Here is a 19,224-nt window from a genome sequence, read left to right on the forward strand (position 1 = left end):
CCTTTCTTGTACAACTCTATATAAGGAGGTGTTCCATGGAAGTCGAGAACTTAATCAAGGTCAAAACAAGACCGGAATTAAGAAAGTGGCTTGAAGAATATTCAACTAAAGAAACTTGCTGCTGGATCATTGTAAGCAGGAGTAAAAAAGCAACGCCATTCTGTACCTGGATGCCGTCGAGGAAGCCCTGTGTTTTGGCTGGATAGACGGTATCGTAAAGAAACTCCCGGATACCGGTGAAACAGCACAGAGGCTCTCTCCGCGAAGGAAGAAAAGCAATTGGACGGAATTAAATAAAGAAAGAGTAAGAAGACTGGATAAGCTGGATTAATGAAAAAGAAGGACGCAGGGTTCTCCCCGACATGCGGCCGGAATCTTTTACGATTGAAGAAGAGATCGAAAGCCGCCTCAAAGAAGAGACACAGGTATATCAAAACTTCATTCATTTCCCTGAACTGTACCGAAGAATTCGAATTGACACCATCCAAAGTATTAAAAAGGACCCTGCGCTTTTTTATAAACGATTGGATAAGTTTGTTGAAAACACGAGAGAAAATAAAATGTACGGGCAGTGGAATGACAATGGCCGGCTGACTGATTATTAAAAACGCAGCTTATTTTTAAGTTTATCATGTATATTTTTATGTAAAAAACCCCTCTGTCTATAGTTAGACAAAGAGGACTCACCGTTTTTTGGCGTTTGCTTTACAGTATTACTTACTATCCGTTCTTGGCAGTGGATAGAAACCCTCATTAAATTGTTTCCACAAGTTGGGGGGTAAATCGTGTTTTTCTTCGCTGTCAGGATCAAATTTCGAAATAATATCGTCCTCTTTACCATGTTGAATTTTATTAATAAAATGATGATCCAGCAGAATTTCCCTGCCTAAAGCTAATAATTCAACATTTTTTGATTCTACAGCTTCCAGTGCTTGTTCGCAGTAAATATGGATCCGATCACAACTAACGGCATACGGCCATCAATCCATTGATGAAGTAATTTTACTCTTCCTTCGCCTTGATACTTGCCTTCACGAGTTTCAGCGTCAACATCCATTAGGGAAACATGTAAATAATCCAACGGTTTTTCAATTAAATGTTTCACCAATTCTTCTGTAATTTCCATACTTATACCTGGAGTTTCTGCTTCTTCTGGTGAAAATCTATAACCAACGATAAATTTCTCATCTGCATAAGCTTTAACCGTATGAACAACCTCATCTACGACTTTGATTGGGAATTTTAATCTATTTTCTCCCCATTCATCCTTACGACGATTATAATATGGTGAAACAAATTGCTGTATTAGATAATGGTTGGCGCCATGAATTTCTACACCATCAAATCCTGCTTCGATTACTCGACGTGTTGCTTCACCAAATGCTGTAATGGTCTGTTCAATTTCTTCGTTCGTCATTTCCCGGGCATGATGTTCTTCTTTTTCGTCGAAGCTTTGCAAAGTGATAGGGCTTGGAGCAGCTGCATCTCCGTTTGGTGTTAAACGCGGCAGTGACTGGGCCCCGCCATGATGAATTTGTACAATTGCTTTTGCTCCATTTTTCTTCATCGCTTCAGCTAAGCGTTTTAAACCATCAAGGTCCGAATCATGTGCAACCGACGGCTGTCCGGGAAATGCTTTTCCTAAATCAGTCACATTACTAGCTGCAGAAATAGCTAATCCTACATCTTTAGAACGTTGTTCCACATAGTTAATTTCCACATCAGAAATGGTACCATCGTCATTGGAAGATACATGAGTGAGTGGTGCTAAGACAAATCTATTTCTTAATTCTACTTTATTAGGTAACGTTACTTTTTCAAATAATGGTGCGAATTTCTTATCCATTGCTGTAATGCCTCCTGTAATTTACATGTATCCTCGCCGATTATATGCAAGTTGCATATATACAAATTAAAGGTGTATCCTCCTATGTCAAACCAAAGTGCTTAGATGAGGTGCATCAACGTTAACCCATATTTCTGAGCCAATCGTCTGTATCCACAAGGTGTTTGGAGATACTTCTGAACAAATGACTTTATTCTATCAAAGAAAAAAAACCCAAACATTAGATATTACTCTAACGTTTGGGGTTCACTATTTATCCAAAAGATTATTTTAATTCATTTACATTCTTATTCCACTGTTACACTTTTCGCCAGGTTTCTTGGCTTATCCACGTCGCAGCCTCTGTGAAGGGCTGCATAATAGGAAATCAGCTGAAGCGGAATAACAGACACAAGCGGTGTCATCAGCTCGTTGATTGTTGGGAGAACAATACGATCGCCGTCCTGCTTCGTGTCTTCGGTGCTGATAATGCACGCATTGGCGCCTCGTGCTTCTACTTCACGAACATTGCCGCGGATGTTTAGATTTGTGGCTTTCTGCGTAGTTACCGCAATAACCGGCGTACCTTCTTCAATAAGAGCAATCGTTCCGTGCTTAAGCTCTCCTCCGGCAAATCCTTCTGCCTGAATATAAGAGATCTCTTTAAGCTTTAAAGCACCTTCCTGAACGACGCTGTAGTCCATAGAGCGTCCGATAAAGAAGCAGTTGCGTGTTTCCAGCAGATAATCACGGGCGATCTGCTCCATGACATCCTTCTGGTCACACAGGACTTCCATCGCGTTTGCAATAAGGCTGAGCTCCTGGATCGCATTGAAGTCCGTCTGGATCCCCTGGGCACGTGCACTGTCCATGGCAAGAATAGAGAATACCGCCATTTGAGCTGTATAGGCCTTTGTAGACGCTACAGCAATTTCCGGACCTGCATACGTATGAAGCGTGAAATCTGCCTCACGGGAAAGCGTAGAGCCCGGCACGTTTGTAATCGTGATCGAACGATACCCGTTTTTCTTAGCATTCACCAGAACGCCGCGGGAATCTGCAGTTTCACCGCTTTGTGAAATAAAGATAAAGAGCGGATTGTTGGATAGTAATGGTTCATTATAGAGAAATTCACTGGCAATATGGACTTCTACTGGTTTTTTTGCTACTTTTTCCAGCATTTCTTTTCCGACCAGGCCGGCATGATAGCTTGTGCCTGCAGCAATTACATAAATACGGTCTGTATCATTGATAGCGGCACGGATATTTTCATCAAGCTTAATATCTCCGGATTCATCCTGGTACTTCTGGATAATGTTACGGATAACAAAAGGCTGCTCATCGATTTCTTTGAGCATGAAATGCGAGTAGGTGCCTTTTTCAGTATCGCTTTCGTCGATATCTGTTGTGAAGGTGTCACGGCTGACCGGCTGACCATCCAATGTTTTTACTTTCACACTGTTCTGCGTCAGCACGACAATTTCCCCGTCCATGATTTCCATGAATTCTTTTGTTACATGAAGCATAGCCATTGCATCAGACGCGATAACGTTTACGCCATTTCCTACTCCGATAAGAAGCGGGCTTTTGTTTTTTCCAACGTAGATCACATCGGAATCATCGTTATCAATCAATGCCGTTGCATAAGAGCCTTCAAGAACAGAAAGAGTACGGCGGAAAGCATCTTCCGTAGACAAGCCTTCGTTTACAAAATATTCAACGATCTGTACGATAACTTCTGTATCCGTATCACTTACCAGTGTTACACCCTGCAGAAATTCTTTTTTAAGTTCGTTATAGTTTTCAATAACGCCATTGTGAACAATGGTAAAACGCTCAGAAGTGCTCTGGTGCGGGTGGGCATTCAGACGGCTTGGCGGTCCGTGGGTTGCCCAGCGGGTATGGCCGATGCCGATTGTGCCGGGAGCTTTCGTTCCGACCGACTCTTCCAGAACAGCAATACGTCCCTGCTCCTTATATAAATCGATGCCTTCATTTCCTACCAGAGCGATACCAGCCGAGTCGTACCCGCGGTATTCCAGCTTCTTTAAGCCCTTTAAAAGAATATCTGCTGCCTGTTCATTTCCTATATATCCTACTATTCCACACATATAATCATGACCTCCTAAGACGGGGCCACAGCATGTGCCTCGGGGCTGCAAGCTGTGCCCCGCTCTTTTCTTTTTATTAGTTTAGCGGCTTGCAGAAGGACGTTGTGCAAAGAGTTGCCTCCTTGTTTTAATCCTGCTGCTGACGATTGTACCGGACAACCGGGAGGCATCCGCCGATGCTCGATGAACCTCCTCCTCGTCAACTGTTCGTTTGTTCTCCGTACGGAACAGTTCAGGCGCTGTATATGTGGTTTTCTCCGTCCTCCTGTTCTTTAAATAGAATCATGGTTATCTTACTATCTTTTCCCATATAATGCAATATCTTTTTAAAAAGAAGTAATAAGTAAAGTAATGACAACCCATTATATTAGACGTGAAAAAAGAATCCGGGTTACAGTTTCCTGCAATTTTCCCGGATTCTTCTGCTTTTTACTCGTCAGGTGTTGCCCATACGCTTACGCTTTCTCCCATAACAGGAAAAGAAGCCGTGCCGTCTTCTTCGATGATGATTTCGTCTTTGCAGTTACGAGTATAATCAACCCATGCCTCGCCGGCATGCTCTTCTCCGACATTCATTGTTAAACTGTTATCCCCTTCATTGGAAATAACAACGGCACAGCCGGAGCCCTTCATTTCTTCTATTCCACGCCGGACCCAGCCGATCAGGTTAGCTTCTGCGAAATAATCTTCTTGTTCGCCGTAGGCTTTGTTTTTACGAACATACAAAAGCGGATCGATTTCTTCTGCTTTCCCTTCTTCCGGAGCAGGTCCGTTGATGCCGAAATAATCTCCGTAAAACACGCAGGGGTAGCCGTCTTCTCTCAGCAGAATTAACGCGTAGGCGCTTTGCTTGAAAGGCTCTTCCACCCACGATTCCAATGATTCCTCGGGCTGGGAATCATGATTGTCCACAAACGTTACCGCATGCATTGGATGCGACTGAACGAGCGTGTCATCGAATATTTCCCGCAGGTCATAGTCTGCACCGGCATTGGAAGCATTATGCAGATTAAAATGGAGCGATACATCAAACAAGTCAATTTTATAGTCGACGTTATCCAGAAATGCCTGGCATTCTTTTAGATCAGAGAGCCAGAACTCCCCGACAATATAAAAATCTTCGCCGCCGTGCTCCATCGCCTGCTCAGCAAATTCCTTCACAAAATCATAGTTTATATGTTTAATAGCATCCAGACGGAAGCCGTCGACTCCTAGTGTGTCTGTAAACCATTGACTCCAGGAAATCATTTCTTCCTTCACTTCAGGGTTGTTATAATCATAGTTTGCAAACATCAGAAAATCGTAATTCCCGAATTCATCTGCCACATTTTCATTCCAGGCCTTATCTTCTCCCAGAATACGGAAAATACCTTCTTCATCATCGGTCGCATTGTAATCAGTACCGTTAAAATGAGTGTGATTCCACTTAAAATCTGAATGGGTATCGCCGCGTCCAGGGAACGTAAATTTCGTCCAGCCTTCCATTTCAAAAGGCTCTCCTATGTCTTCATGGCGGTTTTCTTCGTTCACCCGTACCACTTCAAATGTTTCTTTTTCATCAGCCGCTGCTTTATGATTCATGACTACATCCGCATAAACGCAGACATCATTTTCATGGCAGGCGGCAATCGCTTCCAGAAGCTCTTCTTTCGTGCCGTATTTCGTTGGGATAGATCCTTTTTGGTCAAATTCCCCAAGGTCATATAAGTCATATACTCCATAACCATTATCGTCAGGTGTTTCGGATTTAGCTGCCGGTGGAATCCAAACTGAATCGATTCCTTTTTCCTTCAGCATAGAAGCCATTTCTTTAAGCCTGTTCCAATGAGCACCGTCTGCTTCCAGGTGCCATTCAAAATACTGCATCATTGTGTGATTTTTCTTCATGTTCACTTCTCCTATGAGTAATTTTTCCATTAGACAGCTTATTGAATCCTTTAAAAAAAGAATCCATCTCCATAAAACGGGCTGAAACCAGACATCGGCTTCAGCTGCCGTTTTAATAGAAAAAAATGATTCTATCTTTATAGATTACCCTAATTCAGCGCCTTCCGAAACCTCTCTCAGATAAAAAATGCCCGTGAGCATGTGCTTACAGGCATTTTCTCTGGTATATTTTCTATCAATTATCCGATAAAAATAAGAACAAGGGCCCCAACGATAAAACAGTAGATGGCAAAATACTTCAAGTTTCCTTTTGCCATGATGTTCATAAACCACTTTAGAGAAATATAGGAAGCGATAATGGAAGCTATGAATGCCACCAGATAATTCACCCACATATCCGGAAGATTTTCTCCTAAAATCGTATCTAAAGATAGAACAGTTGTACCGATGCTTATAGGAATATACAGCAGAAATGAAAAACGAAGTGCCGTTTCCTGCTTTGTTCCCAGCAGCATGGCGGCCACAATCGTGGCTCCGGAGCGGCTGATTCCTGGAATTAACGCGACAGCCTGTGCAAGGCCGATAATAACAGCATCTTTCCAGTTCAGCTGGCCGTCGTTTCTGCTGCCTCGCAGATTACGGATAATCCATAATGCAAATCCCGTAACGATAAGCGTAGCTCCAACAATCCACACTTTATCAAGCTCTGCCTCTATAAAGTCTCCAAGCGTCAAGCCGATAACACCTGCCGGTATCGTCGCGATTACTAAGTATAAAATAAAATCAAAATCCCCGCGCGCAGATTCTTTTCTCGTCGTAACATAACTGATCCCGTTTCCGGCAAGCTTCACAATATCATTCCAATAAACAACCAGTACTGCAATCAGCGAACCAAAATTGACGAGAACCAGAAATTCGAGACCTGTATTGCCAAGACCGATTAGTTCCTGAACAATAACGAGGTGTCCGCTGGAAGAAATCGGGATGGGTTCTGTAATTCCCTGGAAAAGCCCTAAAAACAAATATTTGAGAAGCGTCCATATATCCTGCATGTCTTTAAACATCCTTTGTAGGTTATTAGATAAATAAAAGCAGGCTGACAGCCATTACCGCCATTCCGGCAATCAATCCGTAAATAGGAAGATGAGTTTCGTCATACCGCTTCGCAGCAGGCAGAAGTTCATCAAGTGAAATAAACACCATAATACCTGCAACTCCGGCAAACATAACACCAAATGTAACATCGTTTAAAAAGGGCATTAAAAATAAAAAAGCGATAATCGCACCAAGCGGCTCAGATAAGCCGGATAGAAACGAAAGCTTAAATGCTTTGCGTTTGCTTCCGGTGGCAAAATATATAGGCACCGAGACGGCAATGCCTTCCGGAATGTTATGAATTGCAATCGCGACAGCAATGGCCACACCGAGCGTTGGATCTTCAAGAGCCGAAGCAAACGTCGCGATCCCTTCCGGAAAATTGTGGATCGCAATCGCGAGCGCTGTGAATGTTCCCATTTTCAGCAAATCAGGCTCCTGTCTGGAGCGGTTGACCACAGCCATATCTTCCACACGTTTTAATTCATGGGGATTCCCCTGTTTTGGGATCAGCCTGTCGATCGCCGCAATCAAAAGCATACCCCCAAAAAACCCACCGGCCGTCGACCACTGGCCTCCCGCATTCCCAAGAGCACTTACGAGAGACTCCTGGGCTTTTACGTATATTTCGATCATTGAAATATAAATCATCACGCCTGCTGAAAACCCAAGCGAGACGGAGAGAAATTTAGTATTAGTCGTAGAAGTAAAGAAAGCCAAAAAGCTTCCTATTCCGGTAGCCAGACCTGCCATAAGAGTCAATGCAAGGGCAAAAAGAACATTTTCCGGCACATGCAGTTCCTCCTTTAAAAGTGAAATATGACTTTCCAGCAATTAACAAGAAACGGACGGAGTACACAATGGCACAACAAAAGAAATCCAATCTAAAAAAAGCATCTCAGGCAATTAGGCCCAAGATGCTCGAAGAGACGCGCTTATGCTCTTTGGGTTCCCATGTGTTCTTCTACTACACTTGCTATTTCCTCTACGTAACGATTACACAGTTCTTTTGTTTCCGCTTCTGCCATAACCCGTACAAGCGATTCCGTTCCGGAAGGGCGTACCAGGATGCGTCCGTTGCCGGCCATTTCTTCTTCTGCTCTATCAATAGCTTCTTTTACATGAGGATTGGAAGCTACTTCATGTTTATTGTGCACCCTCACATTGACAAGTTTCTGAGGAAAAATTTCCATTTCAGAAGCCAGATCAGACAGTTTCTTTCCAGTCGATTTCATGATATCAACCAGCTGAAGCGCAGAAAGCATGCCGTCCCCTGTGGTAATGTGATCAAGGAAAATTAGATGGCCGGACTGCTCGCCTCCAAGCGTGAAGCCATTTTTCCGCATTTCCTCCATCACATAACGGTCTCCAACTGCTGTCTTTTTCGTTTCTATACCAATTTTTTCTAATGCTTTATATAAGCCGAGATTACTCATTACTGTCGTAACCAGCGTGTTATCGGTAAGTCTGTTTTCCTGTTTAAGGTGCTTGGCACAGATATACATTATCTGGTCCCCGTCTACAAGCGTTCCTTTTTCATCAACAGCGATTAAACGATCGGCATCTCCGTCAAATGCAAGTCCGATGTCTGCTCCTTTTTCTTTTACGAAAGCAGCAAGACCTTCAGGGTGGGTAGACCCTACATTATCATTGATATTCAAGCCGTCCGGATTTTTCCCATCGTAGAAATATCTGCTTCCAGGTCTGCAAATAGATGTGGTGCAAGTGCTGAAGCAGCTCCGTGTGCGCAGTCAAGCGCTACGTGCAGACCGGCAAAATCTTCGTTAATCGTCTGCTTGAGAAAATGAATATATTTCTGACCGCCTTCAAAATAATCGTTTACGACGCCGAGGCTTTTTCCAGTTGGCCGCGGAAGGGTGTCTTCCCCGTCCAGCAGCACTTCGATCTCTGCTTCCTGAGCATCCGTCAGCTTAAAACCATCGGAACCAAAGAATTTAATTCCATTGTCTTCTACCGGGTTGTGGGAAGCTGAAATCATTACACCAGCCTGAGCACTTAAGGCTTTTGTTAAATAAGCAACTCCCGGTGTAGACACAACGCCAAGCCTCATGACTTCTGCTCCAATAGAAAGAAGTCCCGCTACGAGTGCTCCCTCAAGCATTTCACCTGAAATACGCGTATCTCTTCCAATAAGCACTTTAGGGTTTTCTGTTTCTTTCGTAAGTACGTACCCGCCGGCTCGGCCGATTCGAAATGCCAGTTCAGGAGAAAGCTCCGTATTGGCAACACCTCTAACACCATCCGTTCCAAAATATTTACCCATTATCTATCTCTCCTTCATTTTCATTATCTGTTTGATTTGTCTGCACGCTTCCAGTGGTATCTTCCTCATTCTCACTGCTCTCTACACCGTTTGGATCATTGTCCGGCTCTTCTGTATTATCGGGTTCTGCAGGGGATTCTTCCACCGGCGTTTCTTCTTCCGGCTGTTCAGGGGAAGGCTCAGGCGAAGGTTCCTCCGGGTTTTCCGGAGTTCCCTGCCCGTCCTCCTCTGTTTCAGGGGCTGTCGGGGCTTCATCCGGACCTTCCGATTCTTCAGCTGCTCCTCCTGATTCTGCTTCGTTTTCTACAGTAGATACGGTCACCTCAGATGAGGCTGGGGAAACATTTATATTATCCGGGCCGGACGCCTGCAGGGTGAGGGTTTTGGCTGTTCCGGGAGCGGTGTTTCCGCCCTCCTGCCAGTCCGCACTCAAAGAAATATCCCCGGCATCAAGGCCTTCAAGCGAATCAGCCGCTCCTTCTACTGATACGTTCATGGCTCCGTCTGCCGGAGACTCCCACTGCACTGTTTGTCCTTCTGGAACATTTTCAATATTTATAGGAATATTGGAAAAGGAAGTTGCCCCGCCTTCTCCAATTTCAACTTCTACTTCGATTGTTTCCGGCTGTACAGCATCGGCTCCTTCAGGAACTGGAAGAGTTACTTCAATCGTCCCGCCTTCTTCGCCGATACCTGATAAATCGACAGGTGCTTCTATAGTATCCAGATTATCCAGAACATCCTGTGGTGCCGAAACCAGCGCTTCCTCCTGAGAAGGATTGAGAGCTGCAACACTCACTCCGTCCTGAGGTGTTCCTTCTCGCGTTAACGTGATAGGTACTTCAGCTGACGTGCCTTCTTCTCCCATTGATACATTTACTGCCTCTGGTTCGATTTGGACATTCATTTCGTTTCCCTGGTTATCATAGGCGACTACATCCTTCTCGCCTTCAATCGTACCTGCAGCTCCTGATACATCAACGAATGCGGAAACTTCATTTATACTTTCATGTACGCTGGAGCCGGCCTGAACAGTAACATTGGCGGGAGTAACTGTAAAATCATCCGCCTGATAAGTTTCTTCCGCTTCGTCTTCATTGGTCAGTTCTATTTCTACCGGGTAAGAAACGCTCTCCAGGTCTTCGACCACTACCGTAGCATACTCCGGTGAGACGGCGACTTCAAGATCAGCCGGGAAATTTCTGTTTTCGATAGGCACCTGGTGCTCCCCCGGTCCAAGTCCTTCTACGTCCACATATACTTCATAGGAAGTATTGGAGAGCTGGAACAGCGTAAGGGAGGTCTGAGAGCCGGAGAGCTGCACGACAAGCTCATCCGGCGTCGTAGCTGTAGCAGAATAATTCTCCTCATCGTAATCCACGATAAGCTCTACGTCTTCTAGTTCAAATGTGCTGTCTTCCTGATCAGGCAGTACGCTTGCCTGATTACTCACATTATTATTCATATTGATCATCATAAACAGCATAATAGCAATGCACAAGGATATGAAACGGACAAACCATTTATTACTAAACATGTTATCCATCATAATTAGGACCTCCCCCACTGCCACAAACCACTGCTGTTACGATCATCGGAGATTAATTCTTTTTCCAGCATGGCGAGAAGCGTTTCTTCGTCTAAATTACGGTGAAGCTCTCCATTTTTGGTTACCGACACGCTGCCGGTTTCCTCTGAAACCACTACCGTCAGGCAGTCTGTTACTTCACTAATGCCAAGAGCTGCTCTGTGCCTGGTTCCCAGTTCTTTCGAGATAAAAGGATTTTCCGACAGCGGCAGGTAGCAGGCCGCTGCTGCAATTTCATTATTGCGCATAATCAGGGCACCATCATGCAAAGGAGCGTTTGGAATAAAAATATTAATGAGCAGTTCCGAGGTAACCGTGGCATTCATCGGAATACCTGTTTCTACATAATCATTCAGTCCCGTCCCTTTTTCAATGGAAATCAACGCCCCAATCCGACGCTTGGACATATAACGTACAGATTTCGTAATCGCATCCACCGTTTTCCGTGAACTCTCTTCTGTAGCCATTAGAGCACGGCCAAATAACCTGCCCCTTCCAAGCTGTTCAAGCGCTCTTCGAAGCTCCGGCTGGAAAATAATAATAATGGCCAGAAGCCCATATGTAACGGCTTGGGACATAATCCACTGCAATGTTCTCAGACCAAATACACTGCTTAAAAACCATATAATAAGAATAAATAAGATCCCTTTAACGAGCTGAACTGCTCTTGTTCCCCGGATTACTGTAATCAATTTATATACTACGTAGGCAACAAGCACAATGTCCACTACTGCGCCAAGGGTTCGCAACAGGTTAAAATCCTCTCCAAAAAACATGCGCTTTTCCTCCATTTTTGTCTAACGAAAAAAGAAAACAACAGATCCATTATAGCATAAGTTCTCTATTGTTCTTCTTGAAAACGACAGTGGTCTTTTCTTTTCTGAAGTGTGTATAGACGTTCTTTGTTCCTTTTTTGTTTCACTGTCGACGAAAAAATAGCACATGCGATTTTATTCTTCCGTATTCCAGGTAAATGCTTCCGTCGTGAATTTCTTAGCGTAGTACCACATCCACTCCAAAGCCTGGTCCACATCCTCAATATCACCGGCTACGCTGCCAGCTGAAGCTAAATAAGGCTCCCCATTGATAACTGTAAGATCCCCCTGTATTTCTCCATGCACTTCTACCTCTCCGTTGCGGACCATCAGATCCCCATGAACCACTTCTCCTTCGGGCACAATCACCTTGCCGTTTTCATGATCAATTTCTACGTTTTCTCCTCCGGCTACTGCAATCTGCCCGCCGCTTTGATCATTCCAGATAGACATCATGCTTGAAGACATCAATAGTAGAAAAATAGCTGCCGCTGCCATGATAGGGTGCTCTCTGCCCCATTTTTTCCATCCGGGCTTCTTTTTTCTGGAAGGAAGGTTCTGCATGATCTGATCTGTCATGCGGGAAGGAGCCTCTAAATGGGACGTGCTCTGAACAAACATTACGGTTCTATTCAGTTCCCGGTAATGTGCCGCACAGTCCGGGCACTCTTCAAAATGGGTTAACAGCTCTTTTCGTTCGTCGGCATTTAGTTCACCGTCTATATACTGGTCGATTCGTTTTCTTCTTTTATTTGGCAGGCCATAACAGTCCCTCCCCTCTTAAATATTTTTAAGCCGCTTACGCAGGGCTTCTCTTCCGCGATGAATGTTGTTTTAACTGTATTATCTGGAAGATCAAGAATTTCACCGATTTCCTTTATCGATAGATCTTCAATATACCGAAGAATAATGGCGGAGCGGTATTTGGGAGGAAGTTTTGCAATTTCAGCCTGTACCCATTCCTGCATTTCAAAAGCTACCACCTGCTCTTCTGGAAGAATATCTTCTGAAGAAAGCTGGGAATAGCCGCTCAGTCCCTCGGTTCCCTTAATCTCCGCATCAAGGGAATAGTCCGGTTTTTTCTTTCGGAGCCGGTCTATGCAGAGGTTAGTGGTAATTCGAAAAAGCCAGGTTGAAAATTTTCTGGATTCATCATAGCTTTCCAAATTGGCATAAGCCCGGAGGAATGCTTCCTGTGCAACGTCTTGAGCCTCATAAGCGTTTCCGGTCATCCGGTATGCGATTTGGTACACTTTGTCTTTATACAGGTCCACAAGCTCTGCAAAAGCATCTTGATCGTCTTCTTTTTTTATCGCTTTAATCAGACGTTTGACAACCGCATCCATTTCTTATGACCTCCACCCTCTCCGGGTCTCTTAATTACGCAGAATAAACCCTTTCGTTTCAAAGCAAATATATGTATAGTTCTTTTCCATTGATTTTCAGGCAGAAGGGCGTTCTCTTCCCATTTAAGCACAATTTATTGTACCACGGTTCTTCTATTTCGGATATTGACGGCCATTTTGAACAATTGATCGTAAAAAAAAAGCCGCCGGCTCACAGCCGACAACTTTGTATTTTATAGAAATGGTGGAGCCTAGCGGGATCGAACCGCTGACCTCCTGCGTGCAAGGCAGGCGCTCTCCCAGCTGAGCTAAGGCCCCTTCTATCATAATATGTATGGAGCGGGTGATGGGAATCGAACCCACATCATCAGCTTGGAAGGCTGAGGTTTTACCACTAAACTACACCCGCATGAACACTTACTCTTTCCAAGACAAGTTCTACTATACCATTCTTATTTTTTGACGTCAACAAAGCTTTTATTCTCAGCTGTCTTAAAGAAAAAGCTCCGGCAGCGGCCGGAGCTTTTCATATTTCTTATTTCACCGCTTATTGGCGGCTACTTCTTTTGCAGCTATCTTCTCGTCTGATTCTTTTGCCAGTGCCATATCATCTTCAGAGTAGTAATAGTCTTCGCTGAAAGAATTCTGTGGTTCTTCTAATGTGAAATAACAAATGACAAAGCTGGTAAATGCTCCCCCCGCCAGAATAAAAAAGAACTGCTGGGGAGTAACAAACGTATAAAGCGTTAAGTACACGGCAGCTCCAACATTGCCGTAAGCACCCGTCATACCGGCTACCTGACCGGTAATACGCTTTTTCACCATTGGCACCATTGCAAATGTGGCGCCTTCTGCCCCCTGCACAAACATAGAAGTGAAGATTGTCACCAGGACAGCTAAGTAAAGCGGCCATCCGGAATTGATCATTCCCATCCCAATCAGGCCGAAAGATATACCAAACATATAAATGAGCATGATTTTCCGGCGGCTTCCCATTCTATCAGAAAGAACGCCGCCAAGCGGCCGGGCCAGCAGATTAATAAATGCAAATGATGCAGCTATTAGACCTGCATGGGCAGGAGAGAGGGAAAATGTAAGCTGAAAGAACATCGGCAGCATGGCTACAATGGCAAGCTCCGCTCCAAAATTCGCAAAGTATGTACTATTCAATGCTCCTACCGTTTTAAAATTGTACCGATCGTCTTCAGGAACACCTTTTTTCAAAATAGGCAGATTTACTTTTAAAATATTGTATATCTGATAAATTACAACGACAACAATAATAGACCATATTGTATAAAGCGCTGGTTCAGATACGAACCCAAGCTGTTCAATTCTCCATACGCTGAGAGCTAATGCTCCGCCAAGTGGAAGAGTCCAGAAAATAAGCTGAACCATATCTTTATAGCTGCTTACTTCCATGGCGCTTGCTTTTTTCGGCTTAATCATTGCGCGGCCATCCGGTGTATCCTTAACATTAAAGTAGAAGATAAAACCATAAACAAAGGTAACGACTCCAGTAAAAGCTACTGCATATCTCCAGCCCTGGTCTCCTCCAAAAAGAGTCAGCGCAAGCCACGGAAGCATCATCGCAGCAGCGGCCGATCCGAAGTTACCCCATCCGCCGTAAATACCTTCTGCAAAGCCAACGTGTTTAGGTGGAAACCATTCAGATACCATTCGTATACCAACAACGAAGCTTGCACCGATACTTCCAAGCAGCAATCTGGATATCATCAGCTGCATCCAGGTGTCTCCGAATGCGAATATAAAAGTAGGAAAAGACATTAGTACTAACAAAGAAGAATAAACAATACGAGGTCCAAAGCGGTCCAGCAGACTTCCTATTACAATACGTGCCGGGATGGTCAGTGCTACGTTAATAATACCGAGTGCCGCTATATGCTGAGTAGTCAGCCAGCCCATATCATCCATCATCGTTGTCGCAAGCGGCGCCATATTATACCAGGCAAAAAAGGAAACGAAAAAAGCAAACCAGCAGAAATGTAAAATTTTAATACGTTCATTTTTAAATGTGAAAATGTCTTTAACTTTCATACTATGCCTTCACCTCATATGTTCAAAGTAAATTCTTTCATCAAGGTAGCATGAATTTTCAGGCTGGCTTTGCTTTTCGGAAGATAATATAACGAGCTATTTAAAATTATGTATTTTATATGCATATTATTAGAGAATTTTTCCTTTTTTTAACTCTTTATCCTCATTTTTCAATTCATAATTTTTCTTTAAGCACAAAAAAAACCATGACTTTATTGTCATGATAAAAAATGGTGAGCCATGGAGGATTCGAACCTCCGACCCTCTGATTAAAAGTCAGATGCTCTACCAACTGAGCTAATGGCTCGTTCTATTTTTAAATGGTGGAGGGGACGGACTCGAACCGCCGAACCCAGAGGGAGCAGATTTACAGTCTGCCGCGTTTGGCCAACTTCGCTACCCCTCCATAACAAACTTTTCCCATTGATCTGCTTGGTATAAACAAAATAATAATGGTGACCCGTACGGGATTCGAACCCGTGATACCGCCGTGAAAGGGCGGTGTCTTAACCACTTGACCAACGGGCCATATTAAGCAGGGAAACATAAATTCCTTACTGCCAAATGATATTATACCCCATGAAATTATAGGATGCAATCATTTTGTTATATAAAAAGAAAAAAAGAGCCGAAGAGAGATCTCCGGCTCTTTCTGCTTTTCCAACTAGCTTCGGGAAGCTGTCTTGGATCCGCTTTTTCCACCTTTGAGCCCGCCTGCGCTCTGCGTGGAAAACAAGTTTGAATCAATCGAGAAGGTGAGTTTTTCGCGCTCTCTTCTCCGCTTTAAAGCCATTTGAATCAGCTGATGTGTTAAATTTGTATAATCTTTACCCGCTGGATCCCAAAGATAAAAGGAAAGGGAACCAGGAATTGTATTAATTTCGTTTACATAAATCATATCAGCGGCCTGATCGATCATAAAGTCAATACGGGAGACACCGCTGCAGCCAAGCGACTGGAACGTATCCTTTGCCAGCTGCTGAATGTCCTCTGTCTGTTCTTCATCCAGAGGAGCCGGAATGACGCGGTCGGTGCTTTCCATACCTTTAGCGCCATCGCCGCTTTTCCCGCCGCCCTGATACTTATCCTGATAGCTTAGAATATCTTCTGTTTTCAATACTTCTTCCAATACAGAAGCCTCTACTTCTTCATAATCGCCTACAACGGAACAGTTAATTTCTTTCATATCTTCAACCATGTGCTCTACAAGAATTTTGCTTGCAAACTCCATCGCTTCTTCTACCGCACTTCTTAGTTCATCACGGTCTCCGGCTTTGCTGATACCTACGCTTGATCCAAGATTAGCCGGCTTCACAATCACCGGGTACTCCAGCGTTTCTTCCACTAACGCCGTAATTCCTTCCGGATTATCGGACCAGTGCGTGCCGTAAAACCAAATGTCATCTAGAACTGGAATCTGTGCATCACGAAGCACCTGCTTCATAATTACTTTATCCATTCCAACAGCAGAGGACATAACGTCACACCCTACATAAGGAATATCCATGAGCTCAAAGAATCCCTGCAGAACCCCGTCCTCTCCAAATGTGCCGTGCACAATGGGGAAAGCTACGTCAATTTCCGCGACGACACGCTTTCCAAATTTAGGAACAGGCTTTTTCTGCAGCACCACGCCGCCGTCATCCCCGCCTGTAACGGTAATTTTCTGCAGCTTTTCAAACAGCTGGTTAAGATCTTTATAGTTTTCAATGTCACGTAGATCTTCTCCTGTATACCATTGACGGTCTTTTGCAATATAAACAGGTACTGCTTCGTATAATTTCTCATCAAGGGCGTGCATAGCCTGTACCGCTGAAATAACGGATACCTCATGCTCTACAGAAATCCCTCCGAAAAAAACACCAACTCTAGTTCTCATAGGTAAGTCCCTCGCATTCTTTACTCATTAAATGTGTCCGGCAGATCGTTTTCCAATAAGACAATGGATTTTTGGACAGCTTTCTCGTGCATCTTGTTTAAAGCATCCTGCAGGTCAGCCGCTACGTAGTACTTTTCTTCTGGGAATTCTTTTTCCAGCAGACCGTCCTGCAAAGGCTTTGTCTGCTTTTTCCCTACTAAAATAATAAAGTCGCACACATCCGCCGCATATTCTGCGAATGCTTTATTCAAGTCATATTCTTTATCGCCTAGTTCAATCATTCCCGGAGTAATCAGCATCTTGTATTCAGGCATCTGGCCTAATACTTCAAGTGCCATTCTTGACCCTACTGGATTTGAGTTAAAGGCGTCATCAATAATCGTAATATTGCCCTGCGGCTTCTTAAGCTCCAGGCGGTGTTCCACCGGCTGGAGTTTTTTCACGGCGCGCGCCATTTTTTCCAAAGGAATACCTTTTTCTGAACCGATGGCTACCGCTGCCAGGATGTTGTAAATATTGTGGCGGCCCAGCAGTTTTGTTTCTACATCCACGGAACTGCCATCATATTTCATAATGGTGAAAGTGGAGCCTTTAGAAAAACGCAATATTGTCTGCACGGAAATGAAGGTCCTCTGCATCAATTCCATAATACATCGTACGCACCTGATTGCGCTGCTCATAGGACATAATATTTTCATCGTCTTTGTTTAAAAACGCCGTTCCGTCATTTGGCAGACTTTCCACAATCTCAAACTTCGTTTTCTTAATGGTGTCGAGCGTTTTGAACGTGTCCAGATGCTGTTCACCTATCGCCGTAATAATGCCATATTTCTGGTGGACCAGGTCACAGACACCCTGGATGTCATGTTCCTGCTTGGCACCCATTTCCGCTATGAAAATTTCATGGTACGGCTTAAGCATATTACGGATCGTCAACGTGATACCCATTCGTGTATTGTAGCTCTCCGGAGTCATCAGAACATTAAACTGAGAAGAAAGAACGGCTTCCAGCACATGTTTTGTGCTTGTCTTACCATAGCTTCCCGTAACTCCAACGGTTTCCAGGTTAGGCATCGACTTAATAATCCGTTCAGCATCATTAAAGAAGTGCTGGTTAATCTGACGTTCGATAGGCATATTAATTAAGTTCGCAATCATGACCATAAAGTACACAAAAATATTCGTCAGAATGGCAAGCGCAATAAGCCAGAAGTAAGAACCGTTAATCCCTGCACTGAGCGACAGCCCGACGATAATAACCGCTGCATACAATAACGTAATGGTAATAAACAGGCGCCGGACTCTTTTGGTGATGACCAGCTTCTTTTTCTCCGTCGTATCCTGCATCATTAATACATTAAAACCATATAATATAATTCCAATGGTCAGAGCGAGCCAGACGTTTCCTGCAAACAATGGCAGCAGCGCAAGCAGCGGCCAAAAGCTTCTAATAGGGAATACACGGTCCTGATGTTCTTTCATCCATTTCCAAATTCTTTCGTTTCTATAACTGTTCAGCTGGAGCATGTGCGTGCGTGCTTCTCTTTACGAGACGCAGCGTATAATACCCCCAGGCAATAATAAACAGTAAAATAAGCAGACTAATCAAGGCTTGCCGCCTCCTTTTTTTCTTTTTGGAGGAAATGGTCAATGATAACGATGAATTCATTTAAATTATCAAGATAAGAATAATGGCCTGCGCGTTTCAATACAACTAATCCCGCATCAGGTATTAATTCTTCCATTCGCTTTCCATCAGCTACCGGTGTAGCTTCGTCGTTTTCTCCCCATACAAGAAGAACGGGCACTTTAATATCCGGCATATGATGAGTTAAATCTTCATTAACTACTTTGACAAAGGTCTGCTGCATAACGCCGGAAACATCTTTATAGTCAGAAGAACCGACTTTTCCTTTTACGCGGTCCATTATCGTCTGCTCGTATTTGTTGATAAGAGGCAGCTTCAATAATTTCTTCAACGTTTTATACGTATACACTTTATAATAATATTTAAATGTCCGTTTTGGAAGAACGCCTGCACTGTCAACAAGAATAACCTTCCGGACAGCATTGGCTGACGAATATTTAATAGAAACCCTGCCTCCGAAAGAATGACCCATTAAAATCGGATCTTCAATTTCAAGTTTGCGGATCAGTTTCCCAAGCATCTCCGTATAATCTCCTACAGACCAGGGCTCCGGTGGTTCAGCACTCTGACCAAAACCGGGGAAATCAATAGACCATACTTTAAAATCCTTTTCCAGGCGCTGGTGGACCGGAGCAAACGTTTGAACATTTGCTCCCATCCATGAAGCAGCATGACGTTTGCTCCTTCT

Annotated in this window: 11 protein-coding genes, 5 tRNA genes and 6 pseudogenes; 1 reads left to right on the forward strand and 21 read right to left on the reverse strand. The window is 43.9% G+C overall.

Translation table 11 applies throughout. From position 1 onward, the window contains the following. The first annotated feature begins 35 nt into the window (after nt 1-35). Nucleotides 36-605, forward strand: a pseudogene (locus MMY81_RS02475) (YdeI/OmpD-associated family protein). 108 nt (nt 606-713) lie between these two features. Here the strand turns inward: MMY81_RS02475 and MMY81_RS02480 are convergent. The 21 genes and pseudogenes from MMY81_RS02480 to MMY81_RS02575 all read right to left on the reverse strand — a co-directional run bounded on the left by MMY81_RS02480 (nt 714) and on the right by MMY81_RS02575 (nt 19,194). After that, a pseudogene (locus tag MMY81_RS02480) lies at nt 714-1,846 on the reverse strand (NADH-dependent flavin oxidoreductase). A gap of 287 nt (nt 1,847-2,133) precedes the next feature. After that, entirely contained in the window at nt 2,134-3,936 is a 1,803-nt protein-coding gene (gene glmS, locus MMY81_RS02485) for a glutamine--fructose-6-phosphate transaminase (isomerizing) (protein WP_252311513.1), read from the reverse strand. 429 nt (nt 3,937-4,365) lie between these two features. Beyond that, entirely contained in the window at nt 4,366-5,823 is a 1,458-nt protein-coding gene (locus MMY81_RS02490) for an alpha-amylase (RefSeq protein ID WP_252311514.1), read from the reverse strand. Between the two features lie 239 nt (nt 5,824-6,062). Continuing rightward, entirely contained in the window at nt 6,063-6,875 is an 813-nt protein-coding gene (locus MMY81_RS02495; RefSeq protein WP_252311515.1) for an undecaprenyl-diphosphate phosphatase, read from the reverse strand. Between the two features lie 25 nt (nt 6,876-6,900). Then, nucleotides 6,901-7,710 carry a zinc transporter ZupT gene (gene zupT / locus MMY81_RS02500; protein ID WP_252311516.1) on the reverse strand — a complete coding sequence of 270 codons (810 nt, stop codon included), beginning with the start codon at nt 7,708-7,710 and terminating at the stop codon, nt 6,901-6,903. Between the two features lie 143 nt (nt 7,711-7,853). Continuing rightward, nucleotides 7,854-9,202, reverse strand: a pseudogene (gene glmM / locus MMY81_RS02505) (phosphoglucosamine mutase). Beyond that, nucleotides 9,195-10,751, reverse strand: a complete 1,557-nt coding sequence (locus MMY81_RS02510) for a CdaR family protein (RefSeq protein WP_252311517.1) — start codon at nt 10,749-10,751, stop codon at nt 9,195-9,197. Before MMY81_RS02510 ends, glmM begins: the two are co-directional and overlap by 8 nt. A gap of 2 nt (nt 10,752-10,753) precedes the next feature. After that, the gene (gene cdaA, locus MMY81_RS02515; RefSeq protein WP_252311518.1) at nt 10,754-11,566 is read right to left on the reverse strand and encodes a diadenylate cyclase CdaA; all 813 of its coding nucleotides are present in this window, start codon (nt 11,564-11,566) and stop codon (nt 10,754-10,756) included. Between the two features lie 174 nt (nt 11,567-11,740). Next, entirely contained in the window at nt 11,741-12,184 is a 444-nt protein-coding gene (locus MMY81_RS02520; RefSeq protein ID WP_252311519.1) for a polymer-forming cytoskeletal protein, read from the reverse strand. A gap of 114 nt (nt 12,185-12,298) precedes the next feature. Then, nucleotides 12,299-12,364 (reverse strand): annotated as a pseudogene (locus MMY81_RS34870) (hypothetical protein); the annotation flags it as partial. Between the two features lie 21 nt (nt 12,365-12,385). Beyond that, nucleotides 12,386-12,951: pseudogene (gene sigW / locus MMY81_RS02525) on the reverse strand (RNA polymerase sigma factor SigW). 242 nt (nt 12,952-13,193) lie between these two features. Beyond that, nucleotides 13,194-13,269 (reverse strand) — tRNA-Ala (locus MMY81_RS02530). Nucleotides 13,270-13,286: 17 nt separating this feature from the next. Beyond that, nucleotides 13,287-13,360, reverse strand: a tRNA-Gly gene (locus MMY81_RS02535). A 131-nt stretch (nt 13,361-13,491) separates the two neighbouring features. Beyond that, nucleotides 13,492-15,009 carry a NarK family nitrate/nitrite MFS transporter gene (locus MMY81_RS02540; protein WP_252311520.1) on the reverse strand — a complete coding sequence of 506 codons (1,518 nt, stop codon included), beginning with the start codon at nt 15,007-15,009 and terminating at the stop codon, nt 13,492-13,494. 231 nt (nt 15,010-15,240) lie between these two features. Next, nucleotides 15,241-15,316 (reverse strand) — tRNA-Lys (locus MMY81_RS02545). 14 nt (nt 15,317-15,330) lie between these two features. Then, nucleotides 15,331-15,415: transfer RNA gene (locus MMY81_RS02550), tRNA-Tyr, on the reverse strand. A gap of 47 nt (nt 15,416-15,462) precedes the next feature. After that, a tRNA-Glu gene (locus tag MMY81_RS02555) sits at nt 15,463-15,537 on the reverse strand. A gap of 136 nt (nt 15,538-15,673) precedes the next feature. Next, nucleotides 15,674-16,888, reverse strand: a complete 1,215-nt coding sequence (locus tag MMY81_RS02560; RefSeq protein ID WP_252311521.1) for a D-alanine--D-alanine ligase family protein — start codon at nt 16,886-16,888, stop codon at nt 15,674-15,676. Nucleotides 16,889-16,908: 20 nt separating this feature from the next. Beyond that, entirely contained in the window at nt 16,909-17,460 is a 552-nt protein-coding gene (locus tag MMY81_RS02565) for a glutamate ligase domain-containing protein (protein WP_253075813.1), read from the reverse strand. Further along, nucleotides 17,434-18,415 (reverse strand): annotated as a pseudogene (locus tag MMY81_RS02570) (Mur ligase family protein); the annotation flags it as partial. The gene MMY81_RS02565 and the pseudogene MMY81_RS02570, both read right to left, overlap by 27 nt. Nucleotides 18,416-18,489: 74 nt before the next feature. Continuing rightward, the gene (locus MMY81_RS02575; protein ID WP_252311524.1) at nt 18,490-19,194 is read right to left on the reverse strand and encodes an alpha/beta fold hydrolase; all 705 of its coding nucleotides are present in this window, start codon (nt 19,192-19,194) and stop codon (nt 18,490-18,492) included. Nucleotides 19,195-19,224 lie beyond the last annotated feature (30 nt).

Source organism: Sinobaca sp. H24, from assembly GCF_023845525.1.